Origin of the sequence: Nocardioides sp. 31GB23 (genome assembly GCF_040012395.1) — a bacterium.
GTDB lineage: Bacteria > Actinomycetota > Actinomycetes > Propionibacteriales > Nocardioidaceae > Nocardioides > Nocardioides salarius.
Map to the genome: position 1 here is coordinate 41,809 of NZ_JBDYKJ010000023.1, position 22,956 is coordinate 64,764.

The window sequence follows — 22,956 nt, forward strand, 5'->3', positions numbered from 1 at the left end:
CTTGACCCTGCGGCGGTCCGCTGTCCGCTGCGATTTGACAACTCAAAGATTCGAAGCGTTAATATCGCCCCATGACGATGATAAAGTCTGATGGCGTTATGAGTCACCTTCGGGCCACTGGAGGTCTGAATGCGGCGGCTTGCCTGTTCCACGGTTTCTCGGACCCGTCTCGGATCGCCATCCTGCGACACCTCTCGCTGGGCGAGCACCGAGTCGTCGACCTCACTGCCCACCTGGGTCTCGCGCAGTCCACAGTGAGCAAGCACCTGGCGTGCCTGCGCGACTGCGGACTGGTGACGGCCCGGCCCGTGGGGCGGGCCACGGTGTACTCGCTGAACCACGAGGAGGCGCTGATGGACCTGTGGAAGGCCGCTGAACGACTCCTGGACGCGACGGGGGATGCGGTGACCTTGTGCCCCAACCACGGCGTCCAACTGCACGAGGATGCGGGTTCGTGACCATCCACGCGCACACCGACCAGACCGTGTCCGCGGCCGATCGGGCACAGCTGGGACGTCGAGCCCAGCTGTTCGCCGCAGCCTCCGTCGCTTACAACGCCATCGAGGCCGTCATCGCCATCACCGCCGGTGTCGTCGCCGGATCTGTCGCGCTGGTGGGTTTCGGCCTCGACTCCGTGGTCGAGGTGTCGTCAGGTCTGATCATCCTGTGGCAGTTCCGCCACCGGCTCCCGGAGTCCCGCGAGGAGCAGGCGCTGCGGCTGATGGCGATCTCCTTCTTCGCGCTCGCCGCCTACATCGCCTTCGAGTCGGGGCGAGCGCTGCTGACTGGCGCGGAGCCAGACCCCTCACCGGTGGGGATCGGGTTGGCGGCCGCTTCGCTGCTCATCATGCCGTTCCTCTCCTGGGCGCAACGCCGCACCGGTCGAGCCCTCGGTTCCAACGCCGTGGTGGCCGACTCCACGCAGACCCTGCTGTGCACCTACCTCTCAGCGGTGCTGCTGGTCGGTCTGGTCATGAATGCCACCCTCGGTTGGTCGTGGGCCGACCCCGTCGCCGGCCTCGTCATCGCCGCGGTCGCGGCCCGCGAAGGGTTGGACGCCTGGCGCGGGAAGAACTGCGGCTGCGGACCTGCCCCCGCTGCCACGGGTGTGGATGGCTGTGGGAGCTCCGAGGATCTCGCCAGCTGCACCGATGGCAGCTGCGCACCGGCCGCTCCGGCCGACCGTCAGTCCACCATCGTCGAGAACCAGGGAACACCATGACCGTGGCCGCGCTGACCCTGTTCGCCGTCTACCTGGTCGTCGGGTTCGGGGTCCGGACCGTCGTCCAGGTGCGTCGGACCGGGGACTCGGGATGGAGGGGGATCTCCGGTCGTCCAGGCACTCGGGAATGGTGGGCCGGCGCCGCTTTCGCAGCGGCGCTGGTCGCGGGTGTGCTCGGTCCGGTCACCGCAACGTTCGGCTTGGATCCCATCGACAGCCTCACCACGCCTCTCGTACAGATCGTGGCGAGCGGGACCGCCGCGGTCGGCATCACAGGCACGTTCCTCACCCAGGTGGCGATGGGATCGAGCTGGCGTATCGGCGTCGATGAGACCGAGACCGAGACCACCGACCTGGTCACGGATGGCCCGTTCGCGGTTGTCCGCAACCCGATCTTCTCCGCCATGGCAGTCACCGGCGCAGGGCTTGCGTTCATGGTCCCCAACATGGTGGCACTCCTCGGACTCGCTCTGCTGCTGGTAGCGCTGCAGCTACAGGTCCGAGTGGTGGAGGAAGCGTACCTGCGACGAATGCACGGTGCCTCCTACGTCGAATACCAAGCCGCAGTCGGGCGGTTCCTTCCCTGGCTGGGACGGCAAAGGCGGTCCTTGAAGACAGGAGCCTGAGATCACCAAGCTTGCGACCGCCGCTCACCGATTGCCGCTGATGCAGAGGCTGGCCGACGACATGCAGCGCTACCGCTCGCTGCGCTCCTCGACAGCTGCTGTGATGGGGACCGCCTACGTCGCCCACGCTGCTCTGACCGGAGGGACACTGGCCATGCAGTGGGCGCCGCTCCCGATCCGACCAGCAGTGGCTCGCGTTGCCGGCGCCGCCCTGGTCGTGGGCGGGAGTGGGCTCTGCGTGGCCGGAGTGTGCCGTTTCGGCGGCGTCGGCGAACTGGCCGGCACCAGGAATCAGTCCCTGCTGACCACCGGCAGCTATGGCCACTCCCGCAACCCCCAGTACCTCGGCTACCTGATAGCCCTCGCGGGCGCAGCAGTGGGCCGTCGCAGCGGCTCAGCCCTGGCGTCGACCGGCGCCCTCGCCGTCATCTACGCGGCGTGGATACCGGTCGAGGAAAGCCACCTCACCGAGCTGTACGGGCATCACTACACGGACTACACCCACCGCACCCGCCGCTGGTGGGGCCGACGCAACTGACCCGCAACCACGCCCCACCCCACCTCGGAAAGGGGAGACCTTCGATGTTGGAGGGCTTCACGCTCGTACTCGTCCTTGCCTGCCTACCCGCCGCCGGGAACTTCCTCGGCGGGGTGGCGGCCGAGGTGTTCGACGTGTCCGAACGATCGCTCAGCCTCGCCCTGCACCTCGCCGCCGGGATCGTCCTGGCCGTCGTCGGCCTGGAGCTCATGCCCGAGGCGCTCACCGCCGACCCGCCGTGGGTGCCCATCGCCGCGTTCGTGGGAGGTGGTGCAGCGTTCGTCGCTCTGGAACGCGCCATCGGATACGTCCAAGCCCGCACCGGGGCTGGTGAAGAGTCCAAAGGTCCGCTCGCCATCTACTCCGGCGTGTCCATCGACCTGTTCAGCGATGGCGTCATGATCGGCACCGGAACGGTCATCAACCCTGCCCTCGGGCTGCTTCTCGCCCTGGGGCAGGTCCCCGCCGACTTCCCCGAGGGGTTTGCTTCGGTCGCGACCTTGCGTCGCACCGAGATGACCCGCCGCACCCGCATCCTCATGTCCTTGTCGTTCGCTGTTCCCATCATCGTCGGCGCGACCCTCGGCTACTTCGCCCTCCGTGACGCACCCGAGGTCGTCACCCTCTCCGTCCTCGCCGCCACCGGGGGCGCGCTCACGAGCGTCGTCGTCGAAGAGATGTTGAGCGAAGCCCACGAAGGCGAGACCAGCCCCCTCGGCCCCATCGCCCTCACCGCCGGGTTCGCCGTCTTCGCCCTAATCTCGGTCTACGTCGGATGACCAGCGCAAACGCATGTTCACGTGCCCCGGGCTAGGCTCGAATCGCGGGCCGCGGCGACCTGTACGACCGGAACCGAGGAGATGGTGGACGTGATGGACGGCATGGGCGGCATGATGCTGTGGATGACGATCTGGGGCGTGGTGGGTCTGGCTCTCCTGGTCGGGCTCGTGGTCGTCGTGGTCCGAGCGGTGCGCCCCGCAAACCGCGCCGGCCAGGTTCCTCGGGCGGACTCTCCTGAAGAGATCCTGCGTCGCCGCTACGCAGCGGGGGAGCTGGACGAGGACGAGTACTTCCGCCGTAGCTCAGGACTCCGGGACTAGCGGGTCCCACCGGCCACTCGGACCGCTCACCTGTCCGGTGGTTGACCCGACGGGCGGGTGCCTTCCTAGCCTTGAGGCATGAAGAAGGCACCTGCCTTCCCGGTCATGGTGCTGGTGCCGATGTCTCTCATGTCGGCCGTGGTCATCAGCAACATCGTGCTGATCCGGCGTCTCAAGGCGTTCGAGGCGGCGCTGTCGCGCTCGATGTCCGCCTGAGCGCCGCACGGGCCGGGGTCAGAGCATGGAGCCGAGGTCGGATCCCACGGTGGGGTAGGCGGCGGTGGCGGACTTGAGCTGCCTCGTGGTGAGGCCGAGCTTGATGGCCAGGCCCAGGGTGTTGACGAGCTCGCCGCACTCGGGTCCGAACAGGTGGGCGCCCACGACCTGGTCGGTGGAGCGGTCGATGAGGATCTTCGCCGCCGAGGTGGTCTCCCCGACCCGGTAGCTGGAGTACCAGCCGCTGGTGTCGGAGTAGCGCACTGCGAGGTCGATGCCCTGGTCGCGGGCCTCGGCCTCGAGCATGCCCACGCGGGTCAGCTCGGGGATGGTGAAGACCGCGGTGGGGATGCCGGCGTAGTCGGGGACGGTGGTCTTCTCCTTGAGCATGTTGGAGGCGGCGACCTTGGCCTCGGAGACGGCGACCGGCGTCAGCGGCATGCCGGCGGTGTCGGCGGAGTCCCCGGCGGCCCAGACGGCGGGATTGGTGGTGCTCTGCAGGTGCGCGGCGACCTGGATGCCGCGCTCGCCCCACTCGACCCCTGCGGCGTCGAGCCCCAGGTCTGCCAGGTCGGCGACCCGGCCGGCGCCGTGCACGACGAGGTCGGTCTGGATCGTCTCCTGCTCGCCGTCGCGCTCGATGGTGACCCGGTAGCCGTCCTCGCTCGGCTGCACCTCCACGATGCTGGTGCGGCGCCGCAGGTCGATGCCGACCTGCGTGCTGCGCTCGACCATGAGCTCGACGAGGTCGGGGTCGAAGCTCTTGAGGGGTCGTTCGCCACGGTCGACCACGACGGCGCTGGTGCCGGCCCGGGCGACGATGTGGGCGAACTCGAAGGAGATGAAGCCGCCGCCGACGAACAGGATGCGGCCCGGCAGCTGCGCCAAGTCGAGGAAGTCGGAGCTGTCGATGAGGTGCTCGTGGCCCGGGAAGTCCAGGGGACGTGGCTGCGCGCCAGTGGCGACGAGGAAGCGCTCGGCCTCGTGCGCGACGCCGTCGATCTCGAGGGTCCGCGGGCCGGTGAACCGTGCGCGGCCGTGCAGGGTGGTGACCCCCCTGTCGGCCAGCCCGTCCTCCATGCTCTGCGGGACCGGGTCGGTGAAGCCGCGCTTGTGCTCCATCAGGTCCGACCAGCTGATCGCGAGTCCGTCGCTGTCGATGCCCTTGCCGTGCATCAGCCGGGCGCTGTCGATGCCCTCGGCGCCGCGGCGCAGGATCTTCTTCGGGTCGCATCCACGCAGGGCGCAGGTGCCGCCGTAGGGCAGTGAGTCGACGATCGCCACGGACCAGCCCTGGCCGCGCACTTGTTCGCGGCGGCCACCCCGGCCATGCCGGCGCCGACCACGATCAGGTAAAAGGTCTGCTTCATGAAGAACTTCCTCTCGAGAAGTACGGCGTCGTGAGTTCAGGTTGCGCAGGTAGCGGATGCTGCCGATGGCAGCGAGGGCGAGTCCGATGCTGACGAGGATCCAGCTCTGCAGGGACCAGCCGGTGACGGCCCCGACCACGCCCAGCGAGAGCAGGATGGGGAGGCTGCAGCAGAGACCGAGCGCGCCGGCGACTACCGCGACCGGGGCGAGGACGGCGGTCCGGTCACGCATCGGCGATGGCCGCCCTGAGCTGGTCGAGCGTCGGTGCGCCCTCGAACCCGCCGGGTGTGGGGCAGCGCCGGCAGGCCAGGGCGACCGCGTCGCTGGGCTGGGCGAAGATGTCCACGCCGTCGACCTGGATGCTCGGTGAGCCCCGGAAGCCGGTGCGCTCGGCTTCAGCCGGGGTTTCGACGAGGTGGTGGGTCACCCGGAGGTCGCCGCGCTCGAGGGCCAGGGCCGCGAGCCGCTCGTCGGCGATCCTCCAGCTCGGGCAGTCCTCGAAGTAGAGCAGTGTGACGTCGATGGCTGGGACGCTAGACCTTGATCCGCGGTGCAAGGTCAACCCCTAGGGTGGGCCATGCGGATAGGGGACGTGGCCGAGGCTGCTGGTGTGCCGGCGCAGACCATCCGGTTCTACGAGCGCCGGGGACTCCTGCCCCAGCCGAAACGGGCCCCCAACGGGTACCGGGACTACGACGAATCGGTCCTGGCCCGGCTGGCGTTCATCCGTTCAGGACAGGCTGCCGGGCTCACCCTGGTCGAGCTGGGCAGCGTCCTCGACCAACGCAGGGAGGGCGCCGTCCCGTGCGCCCACGTCCAGTCGCTGCTCCGGGCGAAGCTGGACGACGTCGGGGCCCGGCAACGCGAGCTCGCCACGATGGCGAAGGAGCTCGAAGGCCTGATCGAGCGCAGCGAGCGCCTCGACCCAGCAGACTGCACCGACGCCGAGACCTGCCACATCATCGCCGCGGGCGACTGATGCTTGGGAGGCCGACCTCACCCTCCAAACAGCAAATAGAGCCCGCCGAACGTGTAGGCAACCATCACGAGCAGCAGCGGCAGCTGTCCGATGAGGTGGTAGCGCCGCGGAAGGACGGCTAGCGCGCGGTCGTGGGCGGCGATCACACCCAAGACATGCCCAGCAACGATAGCCAACACCTTTGTCGTGGCCAGGAACGTTGGGTGGTCGGAGAGCCAGTAGTTGACCTGCCACGTGGCGGTGCCGAGAAGGTCGGCACCATTGCCGAGGGGGTCGGAAAGCTGGACCAGGGTGAGCTGACCGGACTCGACGAGCAAGGTCAGGTAGTGAGCGGTCACGTACCCGACGATGATCGGCATTATGGAGTGCGCGAAGGTGCCGGGCAGGAGTTGTCGTCGCATACCTCCCTCAAGGCCGGTACTCGTCGTTGCCGCAACGAACAGCAGGCCCACTACGGCGCACATGACAACGAGGACGGCGGTGTTGACCACGAGCATGTTCGCCTCGGTCGACTGGCTGTAACGTATCCAGACATTCCAGCCCCGGAAGCTGTCGAACGCCGTGGACCCCAAGAGGACGGACAGGACTGCCACGAGTCCTGGCTCGCCAGGCAAAGTAGCGAGATTGCGCAGCGGTGAGAGCAGGACCAGCGTGCCGTCCTGGCGCCGCCCCCAGACCGAGAGCCGGGACACCGCCGTGGAATAGACCTCGAACGGGTCAGCACGTGCGATCCAGCGGGGCCCGAGCAACACCCCGCCCATGACGACGAGCACGAAGTACACCGCGAACCACAGGCGGACCGGCGCGAGGTAGTTGGCCTCAGGGTAGACGAGCTCGAACCACACGAAACAAAGAAGAGCGAGTGCCGCAGGCCAGTAGCCGACCCAGGCGGGTAGTGCGCCGACGACGCCGCCGGCGGGGCACTCGCGACCCGGCGTGTCGTCGGTCGAGTGGCGGTGTTGTCGGCCGCAAAGTCCTTGCGGTGGCATATGGGAGCGTTGAGCGCCGCCGAGCGCGGCGATGAGCAGGTAGATGCTCCGGGCAGGGTTGATGGCTCGGTAGAACGGTCCGAACACCAGGGAGGCCGGGACGATCCCGACCCAGAGGAGCACAAAGACGACCCCGAACGTCGGGTTCATCGACAGGTCGGGGCCCATCACCGCCGCCCACGCGACGTAGGCGAAGAAAGCCAACCCTGCGCCGCGCAAGAGGACCTCGAACGCACGGCTGTCGACCAGCCTGCCCAGCAACACGGGGGCCGGGACGCCCACCTCTGAGGGGACGAGGGACAACGAAGTCAACCGGGAGCGATCTCGCGTCGGCGTTTCGGGCCGCGGATCGGCGTAGCGTGGGCGGCGCCAGGCCATCAGCAGGACCAGGAACGAGACCGCCAGGGCGGCGGCACCGCCCAGGATGGCAAGGTCTGCTGGGATCGGGAGGTCTTCGGGTCCGCCGATCCCGTGTGTTCTGACCACTCAGCGAACCGCCAGCTGCGCGACCACGGTCCCGGTCGCGTGCTCTTCGATGTCGACGGCGCTGGGGTTGTCGATGACTAGTTGCGCGGTCGTCGTCCCTGCCTCGAAGCTGATGATCTGCTCCGGTCTCGAGTGGACGTGCAGCTCGCCGGCTCGGTCGGTCTGGAAGGTGATGCTCAGCGGCTCTCCCACGGCCAGGTCGAGCGTGGCTCCGTTCGGTGAGATGCTCGAGCCGTCCACGATCACCTCCAACTCCGCGCCCGCTGGCGGGGTCGGAGTGGGAGTCTCGGGAACGGCGGCTGGTCGGCTCGGTGCGGCATCGGTGGGCGTGCTGGTGGGGGAGCGGTCGCCGTCCATCGACCCTGCCTCGGTGCCACCGCCGTCGGAGCAGCCGCCAGTGAGTGAGGACAGGGTCAGGGCAAGAGCCGCGGTCCCGATCACGCGGGCGGTCATCCTGCGGGGGCGTGGGTGGTGCTGAGGGGGCATGCGTGGTGGTCCTGTCCGGAAGCGAGATGGGGCAGCGGGTGGTCGGCAGCGGCTGACGCCCGGTCGTCAGTTGGTGGTCACGTGGACGTGGTCGTAGTGGTTGGCCGTCACGGACCCACGGTCCTCCATAGACCGCCAACCCTCCCCGTTTCTCTGCACCGACCAGATGTTCTGGGCATGGATCACGTAGGAGACGCCGAGCCGGCTGGAGTTCTGCCTGACAAAGTTGGCCACCTGCCACGCCGCGTCGCCGCTGACCATGATGTCGACAGCGATTCCTTGGGCGTGCTCACCGTCGCTGCGCAACGTTCCGTAGGTGCTGATCTCAGGGAATGCTGCGCACACAGCCTGATGGACCTCGACGATGTTGGGGCTGACCCCCGACGGTACTGACGTGCCGTTCGTGCAATTTCCGTCGACAGGTTGGTCCTCCTCGGAGCCCTTGATCGCCTCGGTGGGTTCCGGCTCGGGCAAGTCGTCGACGAGGTACCCCTGGGTGACCCAGCGGGAGCGACCGTCCAGCACGACCTCGACGCGCCCTCGAAGCGACCGGCCAGTCACGAGGACGGGGGAGCCCCTTTCGAGAAGGCCCGTCAGGCGGGACTTCTCGGCGGGTGTCTTCCAGATGTTGAGCGGGGCCGTGGTCCATCGCTTCTTGCTCGCTCGACGCACGGCTGCACGTGTCGGTCCGGGCTCAAGCATGCGCTCAGCGCGGGTGGGTGCTGGCTCTGGCTCCAGCCTTTCCGCAGAACGAGAGATGACGGGCTGTCGCTCGACCTGGTGCTCGTCGAGGGCCGTGGTCGGGCGAGGACTCACGCCAGAGCCGTCCGCAGCCTCGATGGTCACCGAGGATTCGAGAGAGTTGGTGGACACGCCCCACGAGACGACGGCGAGCGTTGCCGCCACTGCTAGGCCCACTGCGCGTCGTGCGTGTAGAGGAGTTGGGACCCGTGGCGCCGGGTCGAGACGATGCTGAGCCACTGCAAGAATCCTTGGGTCGCCGGCGAAGTCAATACTAACCACAATAGTAGACGCGGCTGGCTCAGTCGACCGACTCGTCGGGACGGCGCGCTGACTCGCGGGCCGTGGCGTCCAGGGCGGCCACCAAGAGGGCTGGCCGCCGCGAGCTGATCAACCAGTAGGGGGTGGGGTCGCGCGTGTCGTTGATCCAGATCCGGACGCCGGTTCGGATGTAGGGGCGTAGGAGCAGGTAGGCGCGAGCATCTGCTCGGTGGCCAGCCGCGGCTCTCATCTCGCGCGCGCCGAGCGCCTGCGCCGCACCTAGGTGGTGGGTTGCGATGTGGGCCCGGCCGGCGTGCAGCGACGTGGTGTCGACAATGATTGTGACTGACCCGTAGGTGCGAAGCATGACCGCCGAGACGAGCACCAGCACTCCGGTGATGCCCCAAGTCAGGGTCTCGGGGACCGCGACGATCATGGCGACCCAGAAGCTGGCGAGCATCAAGTTCCAGAGCACCCACCATCGCAGGGGCGCCCGCAGTCGCTCGTGGTATAGGTGCGTCCGCGAGCGCATATCCCACCTCTCGTCGTAGTTGGCCGGTCAAGCGGTGACCTCCTCACCAGGTGGCGCTGTGACACTCCTGGGTGGGATCGGCTTCCACCTGCAAGGTGGCGTGCTCGATCCTGTGCTGGTCGCGCAGGATCGCCTGTGCGCGTTGCAGCACCTCGCCCGAGTCGGCTCCAACCCGAAGGACAAGGTGTGCTGTCGCCACGTTCATCCCCGAGGTCAGTGTCCAGGCGTGGACGTCGTGGATCTGGGCGATCGCCGGGAGTGCTTCGAGGTCGCTTACCAGGGCTTGGAGATCCACGTCCCGGGGAGCGTGTTGGCCCAGCACGGTCAGGACCTCCCGCCCTAGAAGCACTGCCCGCACGGCTACGAACACCCCGATGGCCAGTGCCACGGCAGTGTCCCAGCCAGAGGCGCCGGTAAGGGCGACGAGCAGTCCACCCAACAGCACCCCCACGCTACCGGCGGCATCGGCCACTACCTCGAGATAGGCCCCTTTGACGTTGATCGACTCTCGCGACCCGGATCGCAGAAGGAGCAGGCACACGACGTTGACGAGCAGCCCGAGGGCGCCGACCGAGAGCATCGGCCCGAACGAGACCGACACCGGTTCGCCGATGCGTCTGACCGCTTCGACGATGACGTAGACCGAGACGCCCAGCATCAGCAGCACGGCGAGGCCTGACGCGAAGACCTCGACGCGATAGGAGCCGTAAGTGCGGCGGCCGGAGCGATCCGGTCGCGAGGCGATCGTCGTGGCCGTCAGGGCGGCGCCGAGCGCGACGACGTCTGCGGCCATGTGGCCGGCGTCGGAAAGAAGTGCGAGCGAGCCCGAGACCAGACCGACGACCAACTCGACGACGAAGAAGCCCGCGACCAGCGCGAACGCGACGCCGAGACGCCAACGGTGCCGCGCGCCGGCGTGCCCGTGTCCATGCTCTGATCCCACGAGTGGTCCCTCCTCTGCATAGGTCGCGACGTCCCATTCTTTGTTACTATCACCGATAGTACTAATCGAGGAGATGAGATCAGGGTGCGCAAGCAGACCAAGGTGACGGTCGTGGCGGCCGTCATGCTGGCGATAGCTGCAGTGGTGCTGGGCGTGGTCAGCCAGTCACGCCTTGATGGCACCGAGCCCGTCGCCACGATTCCGTCCCTGGAGGACGCCATCGTGCGCGACGAGAGCCGGGTGCTGGGCGAACCGGGCTCGACCGATGTGACGTTCGTAGAGTTCCTGGACTTCGAGTGCGAAGCCTGCGGGGCAGCCTTCCCGATCGTCGAGGAACTGCGCGAGGACTACGCCGGGGACATCACCTTCGTCATCCGCTACTTCCCCCTTCCCGGTCACTTCAACGCAGATCGGGCGGCTCGCGCCGTCGAGTCAGCTGCTCGACAGGGCGAGCTCGAGGCGATGTACACGCGGATGTACGAGACCCAATCGACGTGGGGTGAGTCGCGAGAACCGAAGGACGACCTGTTTCGCTCCTTCGCCGAGGAGATCGGGCTCGACATGGAGCAGTTCGACGCCGACTACGCCTCCAAGTCGGTGGCCGATCGGGTGCAGCGCGACGTCGAGGACGGCCGGTCCTTAGGTGTCGAGGGGACCCCCACCTTCTTCGTCGATGGTGACCCGTTCCAGCCGGAGACCGTGGATGACTTCGCACAGGTCCTCGACGAGGCGTTGGCCGGGTGAGCGGGGGGTCCGACCGGCGCTTGGCTCTCGGTCTGCTCGCGGCCGGCCTGATCGGCTTGGTCGCCTCGACGACCCTGCTGATCGAACGCCTGCGCCTGGCAGGGGACGAGGAGTACGTGCCCACGTGCAGCCTCAACCCAGTGCTGAGCTGCGGGTCGATCATGGAGTCCGCGCAAGCCTCGTTGCTCGGCTTCCCCAACCCGGTCATCGGGGTAGCCGGCTTTCCGGTGGTGCTAGCCACCGGTGCGGCGCTCCTGGCAGGGGCAAGGCTGGCGCGTTGGTACTGGATGGGGCTCCAGGTCGGCGCCACCGCGGCTCTGGCGTTGGTGGGTTGGCTGGCTTTTCAGAGCCTCTACCGCATCGGGGCCCTGTGTCCGTACTGCATGGTGGTGTGGGCGGTCGTGGTACCACTCTTCTACTACGTCACCGTGCGCAACCTGGCCCAGGGTGTGCTGGGAGCCGCCATGGCCGACAGTGCTATAACCCGCACTGTTCGGGACTGGCATGCGCCCGTGCTGCTTCTGGTGTTCGTCGGTGTCCTCGCCCTGGTTGCTGTCCAGTTCTGGTCGTATTGGTCGACCCTGTGGTGAGGGGGGAGTCTCGTTGAACGTGGGCTTGGCACGAGACCTGATCCTGGACGGGTCCTTGCTGGTCGCCCTTCCGGTGGCCCTGCTCGCCGGCCTGGTGTCCTTCTTCACCCCGTGCTCGCTACCGCTGATGCCTGGTTACCTCTCGTATGTGGCGGGCATGGCCGGGACTGAGTCCGGGGAGCCCGGTCCGGTCGCGGACACACGTTCGCGCATGGTTGCCGGCGCGGTGCTGTTCGTCCTCGGCTTCGCGACCGTGTTCACCAGCTACGGGCTGGCGCTCGGCTCCCTGGGCTCCCGGCTGCTCGTCCATCAGGATCTGATCTGGCGTCTGTCAGGCATGCTGACGATCATCTTGGGTCTCCTTTTCGCCGGTGCGGCCGGACGCCTACCGCTGCTAAGTAGGACTGTGCGACCACGTGTGACCCCGCGTGCCGGGCTCGCAGGCGCTCCCCTCCTCGGCGCGGCCTTCGGCGTGGGCTGGACGCCGTGCATCGGCCCGGCGTTGGCTGCGGTGTTGGCGCTGGCCACCACGTCGGCGACCGCGGGCAGGGGAGCGGTCCTTTCGTTGACCTACGCCATCGGACTTGGACTCCCGTTCATTCTCGCTGCATTCTCGCTGGCTCGGGCGATCCGTGTCTTCGCCTGGGTCCGTGTTCGAACTGTCTGGTTGACCCGCGGAGGGGCAGTCGTGTTGGTCGGCGTTGGGGTCTTGCAGGTGACTGGCGTTTGGTCGCAGCTGATCGCGCAGGTCCAGGTCCTTGTCGCGGGATGGCAGGCCCCGTTGTGATCCGCGGGCGCCGACTGCTGGGTACGGTCACCATTGCGGTGGTCGCCGCTGGTCTGATCGCGGTCATGCTGTGGCCGGAGGAGCCCGGCACGCCCCGGGCGACACCCTCGGGGCGGGAGGTGGACCTGGTCCAGCAGTACGTGCCTTCCGAACGCACACAGGTCTCGGACTTCACCGCACGGCTGCTCGACGGGTCCACCATGGACAGTGCGACTTTCCGCGACCAGGTCACGGTCATCAACGTTTGGGGTTCGTGGTGCGGTCCGTGCCGGCAGGAGGCACCGGTCCTCTCCGAAGTCGCAAGGGAGATGGAGGGTCGCGTCCGCTTCCTGGGCATCAATGTGCGGGACAGCCCGGACGCAGCACGTGCGTTCGAGCGATCCTTCGACGTCCCCTATCCCAGTGTCCATCCCGACCAGAGCGCGGCGGTGCTGCTGGCCTTCAACGGGGCGCTGACGTCAGCGGCGGTCCCGACCACTGTCGTCCTCGATTCGAGTTTTTCTGTGGCAGCCCGCGTCCTCGGTCCGGTCGATGCGACGACCCTTCGCGGTCTGGTCGAGGATGCCGAGCGAGCGCCGTGATGAGAACGAGGGCATGCAGAAAGTGTGTGTGTGGGGGGCGTCCCTGTCGCACTGGGTCCCGCTCTCGCGGGTGCTGTCGCACCGTCCGGGCCTGCCGGATCATGACAGACGCAGTCGTGGCGGATCAGGTCGAGTGACAGCACCGTCCGTCTCGCCTCCCCCCGCCCCCGGCTGGCGCCGCCGGACCAGCGTCGGGCGGCAGGCCGGCTGGCCGGCAGATGCGGCCGTTGTCGTGCTACGAATTGGCTGCGCTGTTCCTGTCCGACGGACCGGGCACTTTCGGTCAAGTCGTGCGTCCTGGCGACGCGGGGCCGGGTCTCGTGCCGCAATGGCGGTCTGGGGGTGCAATGCGCGCCGATGGATCGCTTGGGGTGAACCACTACGGTGACGCCGTACCGGCCTACCGGACGATCTTGTGAACCACGAGGTGGGCCGATCACATGCGGAGTGTCCAGTGCTGGGGAGTCGACGTCCGTCACGCAGCAGCAGACCTACAACCTGGACGGCTGCCTTGCCAACGCCTGGCCATCGGTCGCGTGAGCGGCCGGCACGTCGCCGAGGGCCAGAAGCCTGCAGCAGTCGCGTGCCGCAGCCTCGAGGGCCGGAGCTAGGGCGATGGACACCGGCAGGGACAACAAGACGACCGCGAGGGCCCCGACCAGAGCACCTCGTCCCCTGCGTGCGCTTGGCGGAGGAGCGGTGAGACGTCGGACCCTCTGCACTGCGGCGGTCCCGGTCGCGCCGAGTGCGGCTTCGGGTCGAGCGCCACTGCCGAGCGTGACGAGCGCTTCGGCGAGCGAGCGGCGGTCTGCGCCACTGGATGCGGCGTCGTCGGCGGCCATCTCGACGAGGATCGCGATGTGCTGATGTGCCTGCTCGAAGAGCGGGAGGCGGGGGAACGCTCGGGTCAGTGCGCCCGAGTGGACCAGTGCGATGTCGTGCCGTGCACGCAAGTGCCCGTGCTCGTGGCCGAGCACGAGCAACCGCTCCCTTCTCGTGAGCACGTCAAGCGCGCCGCTGGTGAAGACCACCGTCCCGGGTCCTCCGGGCAGGCAGTACACCATAGGCCTCTGGTCCTCTACGACCGTGAAGCCCTCGGGGTGAGGGCGGCCAACGAGACGAAGGCCCTCGCGTTGCTCCCGGCGAGCACGAGCCACCGCTCGCAGGCATCGTCCCGCAGTGATGACCAGTAGTCCTGCGCAGGCGCCTGTGACGGCCAGTCCCACGACACCGGGCCAGACCCCTAGGGGGGTGCGGTAGTGCTCGACGATGGTGATGGTGTGAGCGCCGAGGACGTCGGCAAGCAGGAAGCGCAGCGGGAGGAACGGAAGTGCCGCAGCTAGAGCGGCGAGCAGAACTGCGAGGACCACGGAGCTCGACAGGGCTTGCCAGGCGACAATTCCCGAACGGGGTGCGTGCACGACCCACCGAGCGTTCGCCAACAGCCGTGCCCCCAGAGTGCCAGCCGCGATCGCGTAGATCAGCAGCGCCATTGCTGCGATCATGTCGGAGGCTCGGTCCGGTCGGACAGGGCGGCTCTCAGCTCGTCGACCTCGTCGGGACTCATCTTCTCGACGAAGTGCACCAGGGTGGACCGGCGGTCATCGGTGTCGGCCAACACCTGCTCCAGCAACGCGGCGGTGTGCTCCTCCCGCGTGAAGCACGGCGAGTACAGGTAGGCCCTGCCCTGCTTCTCCCTGCGTACCAGTCCTTTCGAGTGGAGGTTGTCCAGCACCGTCATGACTGTTGTGTATGCGAGAACTCGTTCGACGCTCAAGTCCTCCAGCACCTGTCGGACAGAGACAGGGCCGGTCCGGGACCACAGGCGTTGCATCACGACGGCTTCGAGCTGACCCAGTTGTCTCATTCGATGCTCCTGTCCTCGTCCGTTGCAGACGCGCCCGCCATCGTAGACGACCTGCTGCGTCGCTCGACCTCCGACAGCCGGTGCAGGTAGTCGTTGTAGGCCCGTAGCTGTCGGTCGTCCTCGCGCTGCTCGCTGCGGTCGAAGCGTCGTCTTTCTCGGCGATCGGCCTGCACCCACGACACGAGCAGCGCAACCGCCATGACCCCCAACGGGTACTCGCCCAGAGCCCACCCCAGTGAGGCCCCTAGGTACTGGTCCTCGGACAAGGAGGCCCCCCAGCCCCGACCCAGCGACTCGAACCAGTCCCTGGCCAGCACCGTGGTGCTCGCCATCAGGCTCACCGAGAACAGCGCATGGAAGCCGAACGTGACCATCACCAACAGAGCGCGCAGCGGGTAGGAGGGGCGCTCCAGGCCCGGGTCGGCGCCGACGACGCACTCGGCGAAGATGTAGCCGGTCAGCAGGAAGTGCAAGGTCATCAGCACGTGGGCGGTATGAGCCTCAAGCGAGAGGCCGAAGAGCGAGCTGTAGTAAAAGGCCACCATGCTCACCACGAAGAGCGCTGCTGCCACGATCGGGTGGCCGAGCAACTGAACGGGAAGCGAGTGGACGGCCTTCAACAACCATTCTCTGGGGCCGTAGGAACCGTCGGTTCGACGCTTCAGCGTCCTCAATGCGAGCGTGATGGGCGTCCCCAGCACGAGGAAGGTCGGCACGGCCGTGGCGATGGTCATGTGCTGGACCATGTGCATGCTGAACAGCACGCGACCGTACGTCGCCGGTGCGCCGTTGGTCGCCCAGATGAACAACAGGCAGCCGATGACCCAGCACGCTGTGCGCAGCCACGGCCAGTGGACGCCGCGCTTGCGCAATCGCCGAACGGCGACCAGGTACCAACTCAGGGCAGCCAGGCCGAGAGGAAGAAAGAGGCTGTCTGGACTCCAACGAATCAGCCACCCGGTGGCGTCCAGAGCAGGGGGCATCGAACTGCCCAGCAGTGACTGGGCCATCGTGAGCGAGGTGGAGTCCCCACCGGCGTTGGGAGGGTCGGTCCGTCCGAGGACGACACCGAGCGCAGCCGCACCCAGCAGGACCGACACCTCGAGCACGACGAGTCGCCAGAACGCTCTGGTCCGACCGGCCACGACCTGTGCCAGGAGCGCTCGACGGTGCCACCATCCGGCCAGCAGAAGCAGGATGACAGCGGTCATCTTTAGGGCGAGCAATGCTCCGTAGGTTGACACGATGGATGCCACCTCCGGAATCCGGAGCCAGGCTCCGGCGAGTCCTGACGCCGTCACCAGGGCCGCACACCAACCGGCAAGTGTCGAGTAGCGCCGGGCGACCGTGCCGAGGGACGGTCCGAGTCGATGGCCGACGAGGGCGAGCGCTATCAGTCCACCACCCCAGACTCCGATACCCACGAGATGGAACATCTGCAGGTTGACGACCTCATCATGGTTGAGCGCGCCTGTCGCGTGACCGGTGAGGGCAATGGGCCACAGCGCCACTAGGGCCAGAGCCGCTAGCGCACCGAGAGCGGCGGTCCGCGACGCCAGTGCACAACCAGCCGCCACGACCGCGGCGAGCCCCGCCCCCCACAACAGATACTGGCCGAGTTCGTAGGAGCGGGCGAAGAACACGGCCTGCTGCAGAAATCCTTCGGCACCCATGCTGCTGCCGGAGGCGTCCGAGAAGACAAAGGCGACCAGGAGCCCGTTCATGGCGGCCCATGCCGTGGCACCGAGTTGCGCCACGGACACGAGGCGGGCACGTGCCCCGGCTATCAGTGCTTCATCGCCCACCTCGGGCGGGACGCAAGTGCTTGCCACGACCAGGGCTCCCACCGTCAGCATGGCGCTGAGGTCTCGCAGTGCCTGTACGACGGGGAGACCTATTCGAGTGCTTGCTCCGGGGTCAGGTAGCCCGGGGACACGCAACGGTGCCAGCCCCCCAGTGAGCCACGCGGTCAGGAGCGTCGCCAGCACTATCCAGAAGATCGCACCGAGTGCACCGACGGCGCGGGTCGCGCGGGGGGAGACCGTCGCGCTGGTCATGCCCCCCTCCCGCGCCGAATCAGTCTCACTGTCGCAATGCCGGTCAGGACGACGAGGCCCAGGGTGACGAGCCCGATGAACGCGAGTACGCCGCCAGACGCGCCGGTCGGCTCGTCCCTACCGGCATCGGCGTCCGCCTGTGTAGGCGGACTGGGAGCCGTGGTGGCTTCGCTGGTCGCGGGAGCTTTCTGCCCTGCGGAGGGGCGGACGGTGAAGGTGTAGCTGCCCGCCACCGGGTGTCCGTCCCGTGAGACGACTCGGTACGCAACATGCCACTGCGTGGGGTCGCTCAAGCCGGACTCGTTGCCAGCCCGGGCTTCGGGGACTGTGGCGACCAGCTCGGTCGGGCTAGCGCCGTTCACCACATCGAGGTTCATCGTCTCCCCGTTGTCGACGCGTGCTGTGATGGTGCTCAGTCCTGGACTCATTTCCTCGGTGAACGTCAGTGTGAGGGCAGTGGGTGGGGCCCCCAGACGATCGCCGTCAGCTGGGTCGGTGGTGAGGAGGTCCGTGTGGGCCGCAGCCGGAGCAGCCATCAGCGTCCCGATGCCCGCACAGATGAGGAGACCCAGGGCGACGATCCAGCCACGGTGTTGTGATGAATTGTTCATTTGTTCCCCCGCGCAATGAGATACATGGTGACCGCGGTCGCCACTAGCGTGAACAGGCCAATGACGATGGTTGAGACGGCGTCGTCGCTCATGTTCGCGCCCTCACACCCCTGCATACGAATGCAGCCCTGGAATCCAGAGATTGACCCCGAAGAAGTTGAAGACGAAGGCCAGGAAGCCTGCGACTGCCAGCAGTCCGGCCCCGCGTCGCCAACCTGCGGCCGACAATGCGTGGAGGTGTGCGGCATAGAGCACCCAGGTGATGAACGCCCAGGTTTCCTTCGGGTCCCAACCCCAGTATCGACCCCACGCGTTCTCCGCCCAGACGGCGCCGGCGATCACCGCGAAGGTCCATATGGGGAACGCGACCAGGTGGACGGTGTGCGCCAGAGCCGCGTACGGGTCGTCTCCCGGAGGCGTAGAGCGACTGCGGACCAGGTGAGCCAGAGTCGCGATCGCGCCGACCGTGAACAGAGCGCCGGCGGTGATCGCGGCGGCGACGTGGACGACCAGCCACCACGAGTTGAGCACGGGGACGAGGTCGTCGACCGGGGTGTAGAACTTGGTGGCCGACACTCCGAGCAGCACCAGGACCAGAGCAGTCACCCACGCTGCGATGGCAACGACCTGCCGTGTGCGGACCATGAGGAGGAACACGAGGGTCACGGCGGCTGAGCCGGTGAGTCCGAACTCGTACATGTTCCCCCAGGGCACCCGGCCGGCCGCCAGCCCGCGCAGTACCACAGCCAGGGCCGTGGCCGCTGCGCCCAGGGCCATGAGCACGGTGCCGACCCGCCCTCCGGCTTCGTCGATCGGCGCCGACGTCGCGGGGGCCGATTCGCCCCCCGTGCGGATCGACGCACGCGCGCCGACGTCCGCCGCCCTATCAGCCGTCATCGTCAGCGACCTTCGCGTGACAGCCGTGTGGATGGCGAATGCCACCAGGGCCATGCCCAGCAGGATCATGGCTGCCACCACGGAGCTGTCGGACAGTCCTGCAAGCTCTGAGCTGTTCACTGGCGGATCTCCTTCGAGGATCGACTGTCGGTGCACGGGGCGGGGACGAGGACATGAGCAAGAATCGTCAGCTCATCGACTGGCAGCTCGCGCCTCGACAGCGCGCGCGCGGCAACCTCGATCTCGAGGTCACCCACGCGCCTGACCCACACCCGACGACGAGCGACCCCGAGCGAGAGCGTCAATCCCAGTAGCAGCAGGATCGCGGCGACCAACGAGATCTCCTTGCCCGGGTCCCGAGCGACCTGGAAGTTCGCGAAGCGCGACAATCCGTCGAAGGTCACCGATCCCAACCCGTCCGGCAGCCTCGCCGTCTGACCGGGCGCCAGCGAGACCCGCCATTCTTGGCCGGTTCGGCCGGTCACCTCGTCGAGGTCGTCGAAGTCCAATGCGAACACTGACTGGGGGGTGCCGTCGTCGAGGCCGAGGTCGCCTGTGTAGGCGGTCAGCTCGAGTCGTGGGTTCAGGTCATCGGGGAAGATGGAGACGGAGATGCCATTCTCTCCCCGAGCCGCGGTCGGCAGGAAAAGCCCTTGGAGGGCGATGGACTCCGGTTGGGCGTCGGGAACCTTTACGACGCCGTCGGACGTGAAGGACTGGTCCATCGGCAGAAAAATGGTCGGGCCCGACGTGGCCACGTCGCCGTTGCCGTCACGCACGGTCACTTCCGGTGCATATCCGTGCCCGGTCAGGAAAAACTTCGTGCCGCCGATGTCCAAGGGGCGGTTCGGCTCCACTGTGTAGGTCCCCGATCCCTGTGCATCGCTGCGGTAGGACACCGCCGCTGCGAAGTCGCGTGGCTCTCCGCGTCGCGCTCCGCTGGTCTCGAACTCAGCGGCGAAGCTCTCGAGAGTGAGCTGCACCGGCTCTAGGTCAGAGAGGTCGGCCAACGGGGCCGGGGTGATCGCGTCGTAGGACGATGCCACGTTGGCGAAGTTGGAGCCCTCGACCACCGCTACGCGTCCCTCGTAACCGAAGAGCCGTCCTGCGGCGACGCCCACCAGCAGAACGAGTAGGGACAGGTGGAAGACCAAGTTGCCCAGCTCACGCGTGTGCCCCTTCTCGGCCCTGACCTCTCCATGTGAGAGCACCACGCGAAACCCGCGCCGGTCCAGGTGCTCGGCGGCCGCTTCCAGGGATGCGTCCGCGTCGGCGACGCGCAACCGCCGATGTCCGGTTTCGCGCACCAGATGACGAGGCCCGGGAGGCGGGGCTGCGCGAACCTCTCGCCACAGACCGGCACATCTTGGTAGGACGCACCCGACCATCGAAACCAGCAACAGGATGTAGATCGCCGCGAACCACGGCGCACTGTAGACGTCGAAAAGCGAGAAGCGCTCGAGCCACGGGGCCAGCGCAGGATGGTCACGGTAGAAGAAGGCGACGGCGGAGGGGTCGCTGGCCACGCCGCGTTGCGGCAACAGCGAGCCCGGGACGGCGGACAGGGCGAGCATGATGAGCAGGACGACGGCGGTTCGCATGGCCGTCAGACGTCGCCACGCCCATCGGCCCCATTCCGCCACGGGTGGAGTGGCAGCAGGCCGGTGGGATGGCGGTAGCTCGCGTACTGCCGTGTGGGCGGGGCCGTCGTCCTTCATCAACCACATACTATCGGCCCTAGTACTTCGTGGTCGAGGAGGCCCGGTGACACATGTCCGTTCCAGCGCCCTGGCGTTCGCTGCGTTGGGCGGTGCCTTGACGGCGCTCGCCTTTCCCCCTTGGACGATGCCCTGGCTGGCGCCGGTCGGGGTTGCTGCCCTGGTCGTCGCCGTGAACGGCCGATCTGCGGTCGCAGGAGGAGTAGCGGGCGGGGTGTTCGGATTGGTCTTCTTCGGCACGACCCTGTGGTGGCTGAGCGAGTCCATCGCCGTCGTGGCCTGGGGCGCGCTCACTCTTGCTCAGGCGGCTTGGCTCGTCCTGGCCGGAACCGCGTTGACGTTGGTGCGGAATCTCCCGGGTTGGCCGGCGTGGATGGCTCTGGTGTGGACGACCGTTGAGACGATGCGGTCCTTGGTGCCATGGGGTGGCATGCCATGGGGCCGCCTCGGCTACACCGCCGTCGACGCCCCTTGGCAGGGGTTCCTCGCCATCGGCGGGGTCACTGGAGCAGGCGCGCTGGTCGCGCTGATCGGAGCATCCGCAGCCGGCGTCGCGTCCGCGGTAGCCGACCGCCGTACCGCCCTGCGTCTGACGCGTCCCGTGATCGCTTCGGGGAGCGTTCTTGGCATCGGGATGTGGCTGATGCTCGCGGCGGGCTCGGTGGGCGGACGACTCGGCGTCGAGGAGAGCGGCGTCGTCCGCGTTGCGGTCGTGCAGGGGGGAGTGCCAGGCGACGGCACCCAGGTGGCAGCCAATCATCGTCGGGTCACTCAGAACCAGCTGACACAGACGCGCAGGCTGCTGACCGTTGAGAGCTCAGCGGCCCGCGTCCCGGACTTCGTGCTGTGGCCCGAGAACGCCACCGCCGTCGACCCCGTGGACGACTTGCAGGCGAGAGCCGCCATCAGCTCGGCGGTGATGGAGGTGGGCGCGCCGGTGCTGCTGGGGGCGATAGTTGACGGATCGTCTTCCTCGCTGGCGCGGAACCAGGCGATCGTATGGACGGCATCGGGTCCGGGGGACCACTACACCAAGCAGCACCTGGTCCCGTTCGGTGAGTACGTTCCCCTCAGGCCTCTCGCTGAGTTCGTGTCGAGTCGGGTCGCGAACATCGAGCGTGACATGGCCGCGGGAGGCACTGCGCAGCCCCTGGCCGTCGCCGACCTGCGAGTCGCGGCAGCATTGTGCTTCGACGTCGCCTACGACGACGTCGTGCGCTCCCAGGTCGAGCAGGGAGCCGACCTGGTGACCGTCCAGACGAGCAACGCCATGTTCCTGGGTACTGCGCAGCTCGAGCAGCAGTGGAACATCACCAGGGCTCGGGCTGTCGAGGTCGGTCGGTCTGTGGTTGTGGCCTCGATCAACGGGATATCGGGTGCTATCGGTCCCGATGGCCGCGTGATTGAGCAGCTGCCGTCGGGCGGTTCGGCCAGCAGTCTGGTCGGGGTGCCGACGGCGACGGGCGCGTCGCTGGCCGTACGACTCGGGCCGTGGCCGAGTCGAGCCGCCGGACTGCTCACCATCGTGGCTGTCGCGACAGCTCTCAGAAAACGGCGTCAGGACAGTAGAGGTGCGCCGGAGCCGCTCTGGCTCACGGGGTGACGCCGCGGGCGATCAAGGCGGCCCGGGGGTCCACCGGGTCGCCGCCACCGGGCCGGACCTCGAGGTGGAGGTGGGGGCCGGTGACGTTTCCGGTGGAGCCCACGGTGCCGATCGTCTGTCCAGCGGTCACGCTCTCGCCGGCCGAGACGGTGATGGAGGTTTGGTGGGCGTACCAGAGCTCGGTGCCGTCCTCGAGCGTGAGCACTGTCTTGTTGCCGTAGGCGCCGTCGTAGCCGGCGGAGGTCACCGTGGCGTTGGCGATGGCCACCAAGGGGGTGCCGGAGGGGGCCGCAAGATCGAGACCGGTGTGGTACGTCGCCCAGAGACCGGTTTCCCCGAACTGCGCGGTCTGTCGGTAGCCGACCAAGGGCAACTGCCACAGGTTCTTCTCCAGGACCCTGGCGTGCTTCTCCGCGGCGGCCGCGAGGTTGGACAACTTGGTCTTGCGCTGCCTGGCCTGTTGCTCGACCCGAGCGGCGAACTTGTCGCCGGCTGCGCCCTCGGGCACGTCCCGGGAGGAGTCGCGCGAGACGACGGCGTCGCGGCCCAGGATGATGCTGTCCTGATCCAGCAAGCCGTTGAGGGCGCTTGCGGGCGAGACCTTGGACGGTGGGACAGCCGCGACCGCGGGCTCAGACGGGGGCGTGTCGGCGGTGGTGAGCACCCCGGCGACCGAGCCGGCCAGAGCAGCGACGCCGACCAGGACCGGCACCGAGGGCAGGCGGCGCAGTATCGAGCGGCAGGTCGAGGTCTTGACGGCCCGGCGGCGCCCGGGCGGTGCCGGCGAGGGGATTGCGTCGGTGCTCAGCGCGGCCAGCGGAAGTGCCATGGTCTGGTCGCTGGTAAACGATGTCGTCTGATCGGGCGGCTCCAGGTCGGCCAGGACCCGCTCGATGGTGCCGGGGTCGACGACGGCTGGGCGTCGACGGTCCGGCGGGGCCGGGGGGGGGGGGGGGGGGGGGGGGGGGGGGGGGGGGGGGGGGGGGGGGGGGGGGGGGGGGGGCGGGGCGG

The 22,956-nt window shown here is 68.0% G+C and carries 27 protein-coding genes; 13 read left to right on the forward strand and 14 right to left on the reverse strand.

Annotation, left to right across the window (positions count from 1 at the left end):
• Positions 1 to 77 precede the first annotated feature (77 nt).
• The 7 genes from ABKW28_RS09450 to ABKW28_RS09480 all read left to right on the forward strand — a co-directional run bounded on the left by ABKW28_RS09450 (position 78) and on the right by ABKW28_RS09480 (position 3,702).
• Positions 78 to 458 (forward strand): metalloregulator ArsR/SmtB family transcription factor, encoded by a 381-nt coding sequence (locus ABKW28_RS09450; protein WP_348608737.1) that lies wholly within the window; start codon positions 78 to 80, stop codon positions 456 to 458.
• Positions 455 to 1,222, forward strand: a complete 768-nt coding sequence (locus tag ABKW28_RS09455) for a cation transporter (RefSeq protein WP_348608663.1) — start codon at positions 455 to 457, stop codon at positions 1,220 to 1,222. Before ABKW28_RS09450 ends, ABKW28_RS09455 begins: the two co-directional genes overlap by 4 nt.
• Entirely contained in the window at positions 1,219 to 1,848 is a 630-nt protein-coding gene (locus ABKW28_RS09460; protein ID WP_348608669.1) for an isoprenylcysteine carboxylmethyltransferase family protein, read from the forward strand. The genes ABKW28_RS09455 and ABKW28_RS09460 overlap by 4 nt, the downstream gene beginning before the upstream one ends.
• 40 nt (positions 1,849 to 1,888) lie before the next feature.
• A complete protein-coding gene (locus ABKW28_RS09465) occupies positions 1,889 to 2,386 on the forward strand; it encodes an isoprenylcysteine carboxylmethyltransferase family protein (protein WP_341228798.1) in 498 nt (165 codons plus the stop codon).
• A 44-nt stretch (positions 2,387 to 2,430) separates the two neighbouring features.
• Complete coding sequence (locus ABKW28_RS09470) at positions 2,431 to 3,165, forward strand: ZIP family metal transporter (RefSeq protein WP_341228799.1); 735 nt, start codon at positions 2,431 to 2,433, stop codon at positions 3,163 to 3,165.
• An 84-nt stretch (positions 3,166 to 3,249) separates the two neighbouring features.
• Positions 3,250 to 3,486 carry a hypothetical protein gene (locus tag ABKW28_RS09475; RefSeq protein WP_348608671.1) on the forward strand — a complete coding sequence of 79 codons (237 nt, stop codon included), beginning with the start codon at positions 3,250 to 3,252 and terminating at the stop codon, positions 3,484 to 3,486.
• Between the two features lie 78 nt (positions 3,487 to 3,564).
• Positions 3,565 to 3,702, forward strand: coding sequence for a hypothetical protein (locus ABKW28_RS09480; protein WP_348608674.1), 138 nt, complete (start codon positions 3,565 to 3,567; stop codon positions 3,700 to 3,702).
• Positions 3,703 to 3,720: 18 nt separating this feature from the next.
• On the opposite strand, the gene ABKW28_RS09485 is transcribed toward ABKW28_RS09480, so the two are convergent.
• Positions 3,721 to 5,304, reverse strand: a complete 1,584-nt coding sequence (locus tag ABKW28_RS09485) for an NAD(P)/FAD-dependent oxidoreductase (RefSeq protein WP_348608677.1) — start codon at positions 5,302 to 5,304, stop codon at positions 3,721 to 3,723.
• Positions 5,297 to 5,629: a thioredoxin family protein gene (locus ABKW28_RS09490; protein ID WP_348608680.1), complete on the reverse strand. Its 333-nt coding sequence runs from the start codon at positions 5,627 to 5,629 to the stop codon at positions 5,297 to 5,299. Before ABKW28_RS09490 ends, ABKW28_RS09485 begins: the two co-directional genes overlap by 8 nt.
• A 21-nt stretch (positions 5,630 to 5,650) precedes the next feature.
• Between ABKW28_RS09490 and ABKW28_RS09495 the strand changes: the two genes are divergently transcribed.
• The gene (locus ABKW28_RS09495) at positions 5,651 to 6,052 is read left to right on the forward strand and encodes a heavy metal-responsive transcriptional regulator (RefSeq protein WP_348608683.1); all 402 of its coding nucleotides are present in this window, start codon (positions 5,651 to 5,653) and stop codon (positions 6,050 to 6,052) included.
• Between the two features lie 17 nt (positions 6,053 to 6,069).
• Here ABKW28_RS09495 and ABKW28_RS09500 read toward each other — a convergent pair whose 3' ends face one another.
• From ABKW28_RS09500 to ABKW28_RS09520, 5 genes are all read right to left on the reverse strand, one after another.
• Positions 6,070 to 7,527, reverse strand: coding sequence for a hypothetical protein (locus ABKW28_RS09500; RefSeq protein ID WP_348608686.1), 1,458 nt, complete (start codon positions 7,525 to 7,527; stop codon positions 6,070 to 6,072).
• Positions 7,528 to 7,767, reverse strand: coding sequence for a hypothetical protein (locus ABKW28_RS09505; RefSeq protein ID WP_348608689.1), 240 nt, complete (start codon positions 7,765 to 7,767; stop codon positions 7,528 to 7,530).
• Positions 7,768 to 8,079: 312 nt separating this feature from the next.
• Positions 8,080 to 8,886, reverse strand: coding sequence for a hypothetical protein (locus ABKW28_RS09510; RefSeq protein ID WP_348608692.1), 807 nt, complete (start codon positions 8,884 to 8,886; stop codon positions 8,080 to 8,082).
• 169 nt (positions 8,887 to 9,055) lie between these two features.
• Entirely contained in the window at positions 9,056 to 9,547 is a 492-nt protein-coding gene (locus tag ABKW28_RS09515; protein WP_348608695.1) for a DUF3093 domain-containing protein, read from the reverse strand.
• Between the two features lie 43 nt (positions 9,548 to 9,590).
• Entirely contained in the window at positions 9,591 to 10,490 is a 900-nt protein-coding gene (locus ABKW28_RS09520) for a cation diffusion facilitator family transporter (RefSeq protein WP_348608698.1), read from the reverse strand.
• Positions 10,491 to 10,574: 84 nt separating this feature from the next.
• Here ABKW28_RS09520 and ABKW28_RS09525 point away from each other — a divergent pair, with 84 nt between their 5' ends.
• Genes ABKW28_RS09525 through ABKW28_RS09540 form a run of 4 tightly spaced genes read left to right on the forward strand, consistent with a single transcriptional unit; the run spans position 10,575 to position 13,192 of the window.
• A complete protein-coding gene (locus tag ABKW28_RS09525) occupies positions 10,575 to 11,234 on the forward strand; it encodes a thioredoxin domain-containing protein (RefSeq protein WP_348608701.1) in 660 nt (219 codons plus the stop codon).
• Positions 11,231 to 11,824 (forward strand): vitamin K epoxide reductase family protein, encoded by a 594-nt coding sequence (locus tag ABKW28_RS09530; RefSeq protein WP_348608704.1) that lies wholly within the window; start codon positions 11,231 to 11,233, stop codon positions 11,822 to 11,824. Before ABKW28_RS09525 ends, ABKW28_RS09530 begins: the two co-directional genes overlap by 4 nt.
• 25 nt (positions 11,825 to 11,849) lie before the next feature.
• The gene (locus ABKW28_RS09535) at positions 11,850 to 12,611 is read left to right on the forward strand and encodes a cytochrome c biogenesis protein CcdA (protein WP_348608707.1); all 762 of its coding nucleotides are present in this window, start codon (positions 11,850 to 11,852) and stop codon (positions 12,609 to 12,611) included.
• A complete protein-coding gene (locus tag ABKW28_RS09540; RefSeq protein WP_348608710.1) occupies positions 12,608 to 13,192 on the forward strand; it encodes a TlpA disulfide reductase family protein in 585 nt (194 codons plus the stop codon). The genes ABKW28_RS09535 and ABKW28_RS09540 overlap by 4 nt, the downstream gene beginning before the upstream one ends.
• A 491-nt stretch (positions 13,193 to 13,683) precedes the next feature.
• Here the strand turns inward: ABKW28_RS09540 and ABKW28_RS09545 are convergent, their stop codons facing one another.
• From ABKW28_RS09545 to ABKW28_RS09570, 6 genes are all read right to left on the reverse strand, one after another.
• The gene (locus ABKW28_RS09545) at positions 13,684 to 14,685 is read right to left on the reverse strand and encodes a M56 family metallopeptidase (protein ID WP_348608713.1); all 1,002 of its coding nucleotides are present in this window, start codon (positions 14,683 to 14,685) and stop codon (positions 13,684 to 13,686) included.
• A gap of 8 nt (positions 14,686 to 14,693) precedes the next feature.
• Positions 14,694 to 15,059, reverse strand: a complete 366-nt coding sequence (locus ABKW28_RS09550; RefSeq protein WP_348608716.1) for a BlaI/MecI/CopY family transcriptional regulator — start codon at positions 15,057 to 15,059, stop codon at positions 14,694 to 14,696.
• Positions 15,056 to 16,915 (reverse strand): cytochrome c oxidase assembly protein, encoded by a 1,860-nt coding sequence (locus ABKW28_RS09555; RefSeq protein WP_348608719.1) that lies wholly within the window; start codon positions 16,913 to 16,915, stop codon positions 15,056 to 15,058. The genes ABKW28_RS09550 and ABKW28_RS09555 overlap by 4 nt, the downstream gene beginning before the upstream one ends.
• Before the next feature lie 197 nt (positions 16,916 to 17,112).
• Positions 17,113 to 17,727 (reverse strand): copper resistance CopC family protein, encoded by a 615-nt coding sequence (locus ABKW28_RS09560; protein ID WP_348608722.1) that lies wholly within the window; start codon positions 17,725 to 17,727, stop codon positions 17,113 to 17,115.
• 102 nt (positions 17,728 to 17,829) lie between these two features.
• Complete coding sequence (gene ccsA, locus ABKW28_RS09565) at positions 17,830 to 18,744, reverse strand: cytochrome c biogenesis protein CcsA (protein ID WP_348608725.1); 915 nt, start codon at positions 18,742 to 18,744, stop codon at positions 17,830 to 17,832.
• Entirely contained in the window at positions 18,741 to 20,342 is a 1,602-nt protein-coding gene (locus ABKW28_RS09570) for a cytochrome c biogenesis protein ResB (protein ID WP_348608728.1), read from the reverse strand. The genes ccsA and ABKW28_RS09570 overlap by 4 nt, the downstream gene beginning before the upstream one ends.
• 46 nt (positions 20,343 to 20,388) lie before the next feature.
• Here ABKW28_RS09570 and lnt point away from each other — a divergent pair, with 46 nt between their 5' ends.
• Entirely contained in the window at positions 20,389 to 21,945 is a 1,557-nt protein-coding gene (gene lnt, locus ABKW28_RS09575; RefSeq protein ID WP_348608731.1) for an apolipoprotein N-acyltransferase, read from the forward strand.
• Here lnt and ABKW28_RS09580 read toward each other — a convergent pair.
• Positions 21,935 to 22,657, reverse strand: a complete 723-nt coding sequence (locus ABKW28_RS09580; RefSeq protein WP_348608734.1) for a M23 family metallopeptidase — start codon at positions 22,655 to 22,657, stop codon at positions 21,935 to 21,937. The two genes, lnt and ABKW28_RS09580, sit on opposite strands and share 11 nt — an antisense overlap.
• Between the last annotated feature and the right edge of the window lie 299 nt (positions 22,658 to 22,956).

What these genes read in the sequence shown, in the direction of transcription:
- ABKW28_RS09550 (WP_348608716.1), bottom strand. Translation starts at nt 15,059, where the DNA reads ATGAGACAACTGGGTCAGCTCGAAGCCGTCGTGATGCAACGCCTGTGG.
- ABKW28_RS09555 (WP_348608719.1), bottom strand. Translation starts at nt 16,915, where the DNA reads ATGCTGACGGTGGGAGCCCTGGTCGTGGCAAGCACTTGCGTCCCGCCC.
- ABKW28_RS09465 (WP_341228798.1), top strand. Translation starts at nt 1,889, where the DNA reads ATGCAGAGGCTGGCCGACGACATGCAGCGCTACCGCTCGCTGCGCTCC.
- ABKW28_RS09515 (WP_348608695.1), bottom strand. Translation starts at nt 9,547, where the DNA reads ATGCGCTCGCGGACGCACCTATACCACGAGCGACTGCGGGCGCCCCTG.
- ABKW28_RS09480 (WP_348608674.1), top strand. Translation starts at nt 3,565, where the DNA reads ATGAAGAAGGCACCTGCCTTCCCGGTCATGGTGCTGGTGCCGATGTCT.
- ABKW28_RS09460 (WP_348608669.1), top strand. Translation starts at nt 1,219, where the DNA reads ATGACCGTGGCCGCGCTGACCCTGTTCGCCGTCTACCTGGTCGTCGGG.
- ABKW28_RS09450 (WP_348608737.1), top strand. Translation starts at nt 78, where the DNA reads ATGATAAAGTCTGATGGCGTTATGAGTCACCTTCGGGCCACTGGAGGT.
- ABKW28_RS09485 (WP_348608677.1), bottom strand. Translation starts at nt 5,304, where the DNA reads ATGCGTGACCGGACCGCCGTCCTCGCCCCGGTCGCGGTAGTCGCCGGC.
- ABKW28_RS09560 (WP_348608722.1), bottom strand. Translation starts at nt 17,727, where the DNA reads ATGAACAATTCATCACAACACCGTGGCTGGATCGTCGCCCTGGGTCTC.
- ABKW28_RS09545 (WP_348608713.1), bottom strand. Translation starts at nt 14,685, where the DNA reads ATGGCGCTGCTGATCTACGCGATCGCGGCTGGCACTCTGGGGGCACGG.
- ABKW28_RS09470 (WP_341228799.1), top strand. Translation starts at nt 2,431, where the DNA reads ATGTTGGAGGGCTTCACGCTCGTACTCGTCCTTGCCTGCCTACCCGCC.
- ABKW28_RS09570 (WP_348608728.1), bottom strand. Translation starts at nt 20,342, where the DNA reads ATGAAGGACGACGGCCCCGCCCACACGGCAGTACGCGAGCTACCGCCA.
- ABKW28_RS09495 (WP_348608683.1), top strand. Translation starts at nt 5,651, where the DNA reads ATGCGGATAGGGGACGTGGCCGAGGCTGCTGGTGTGCCGGCGCAGACC.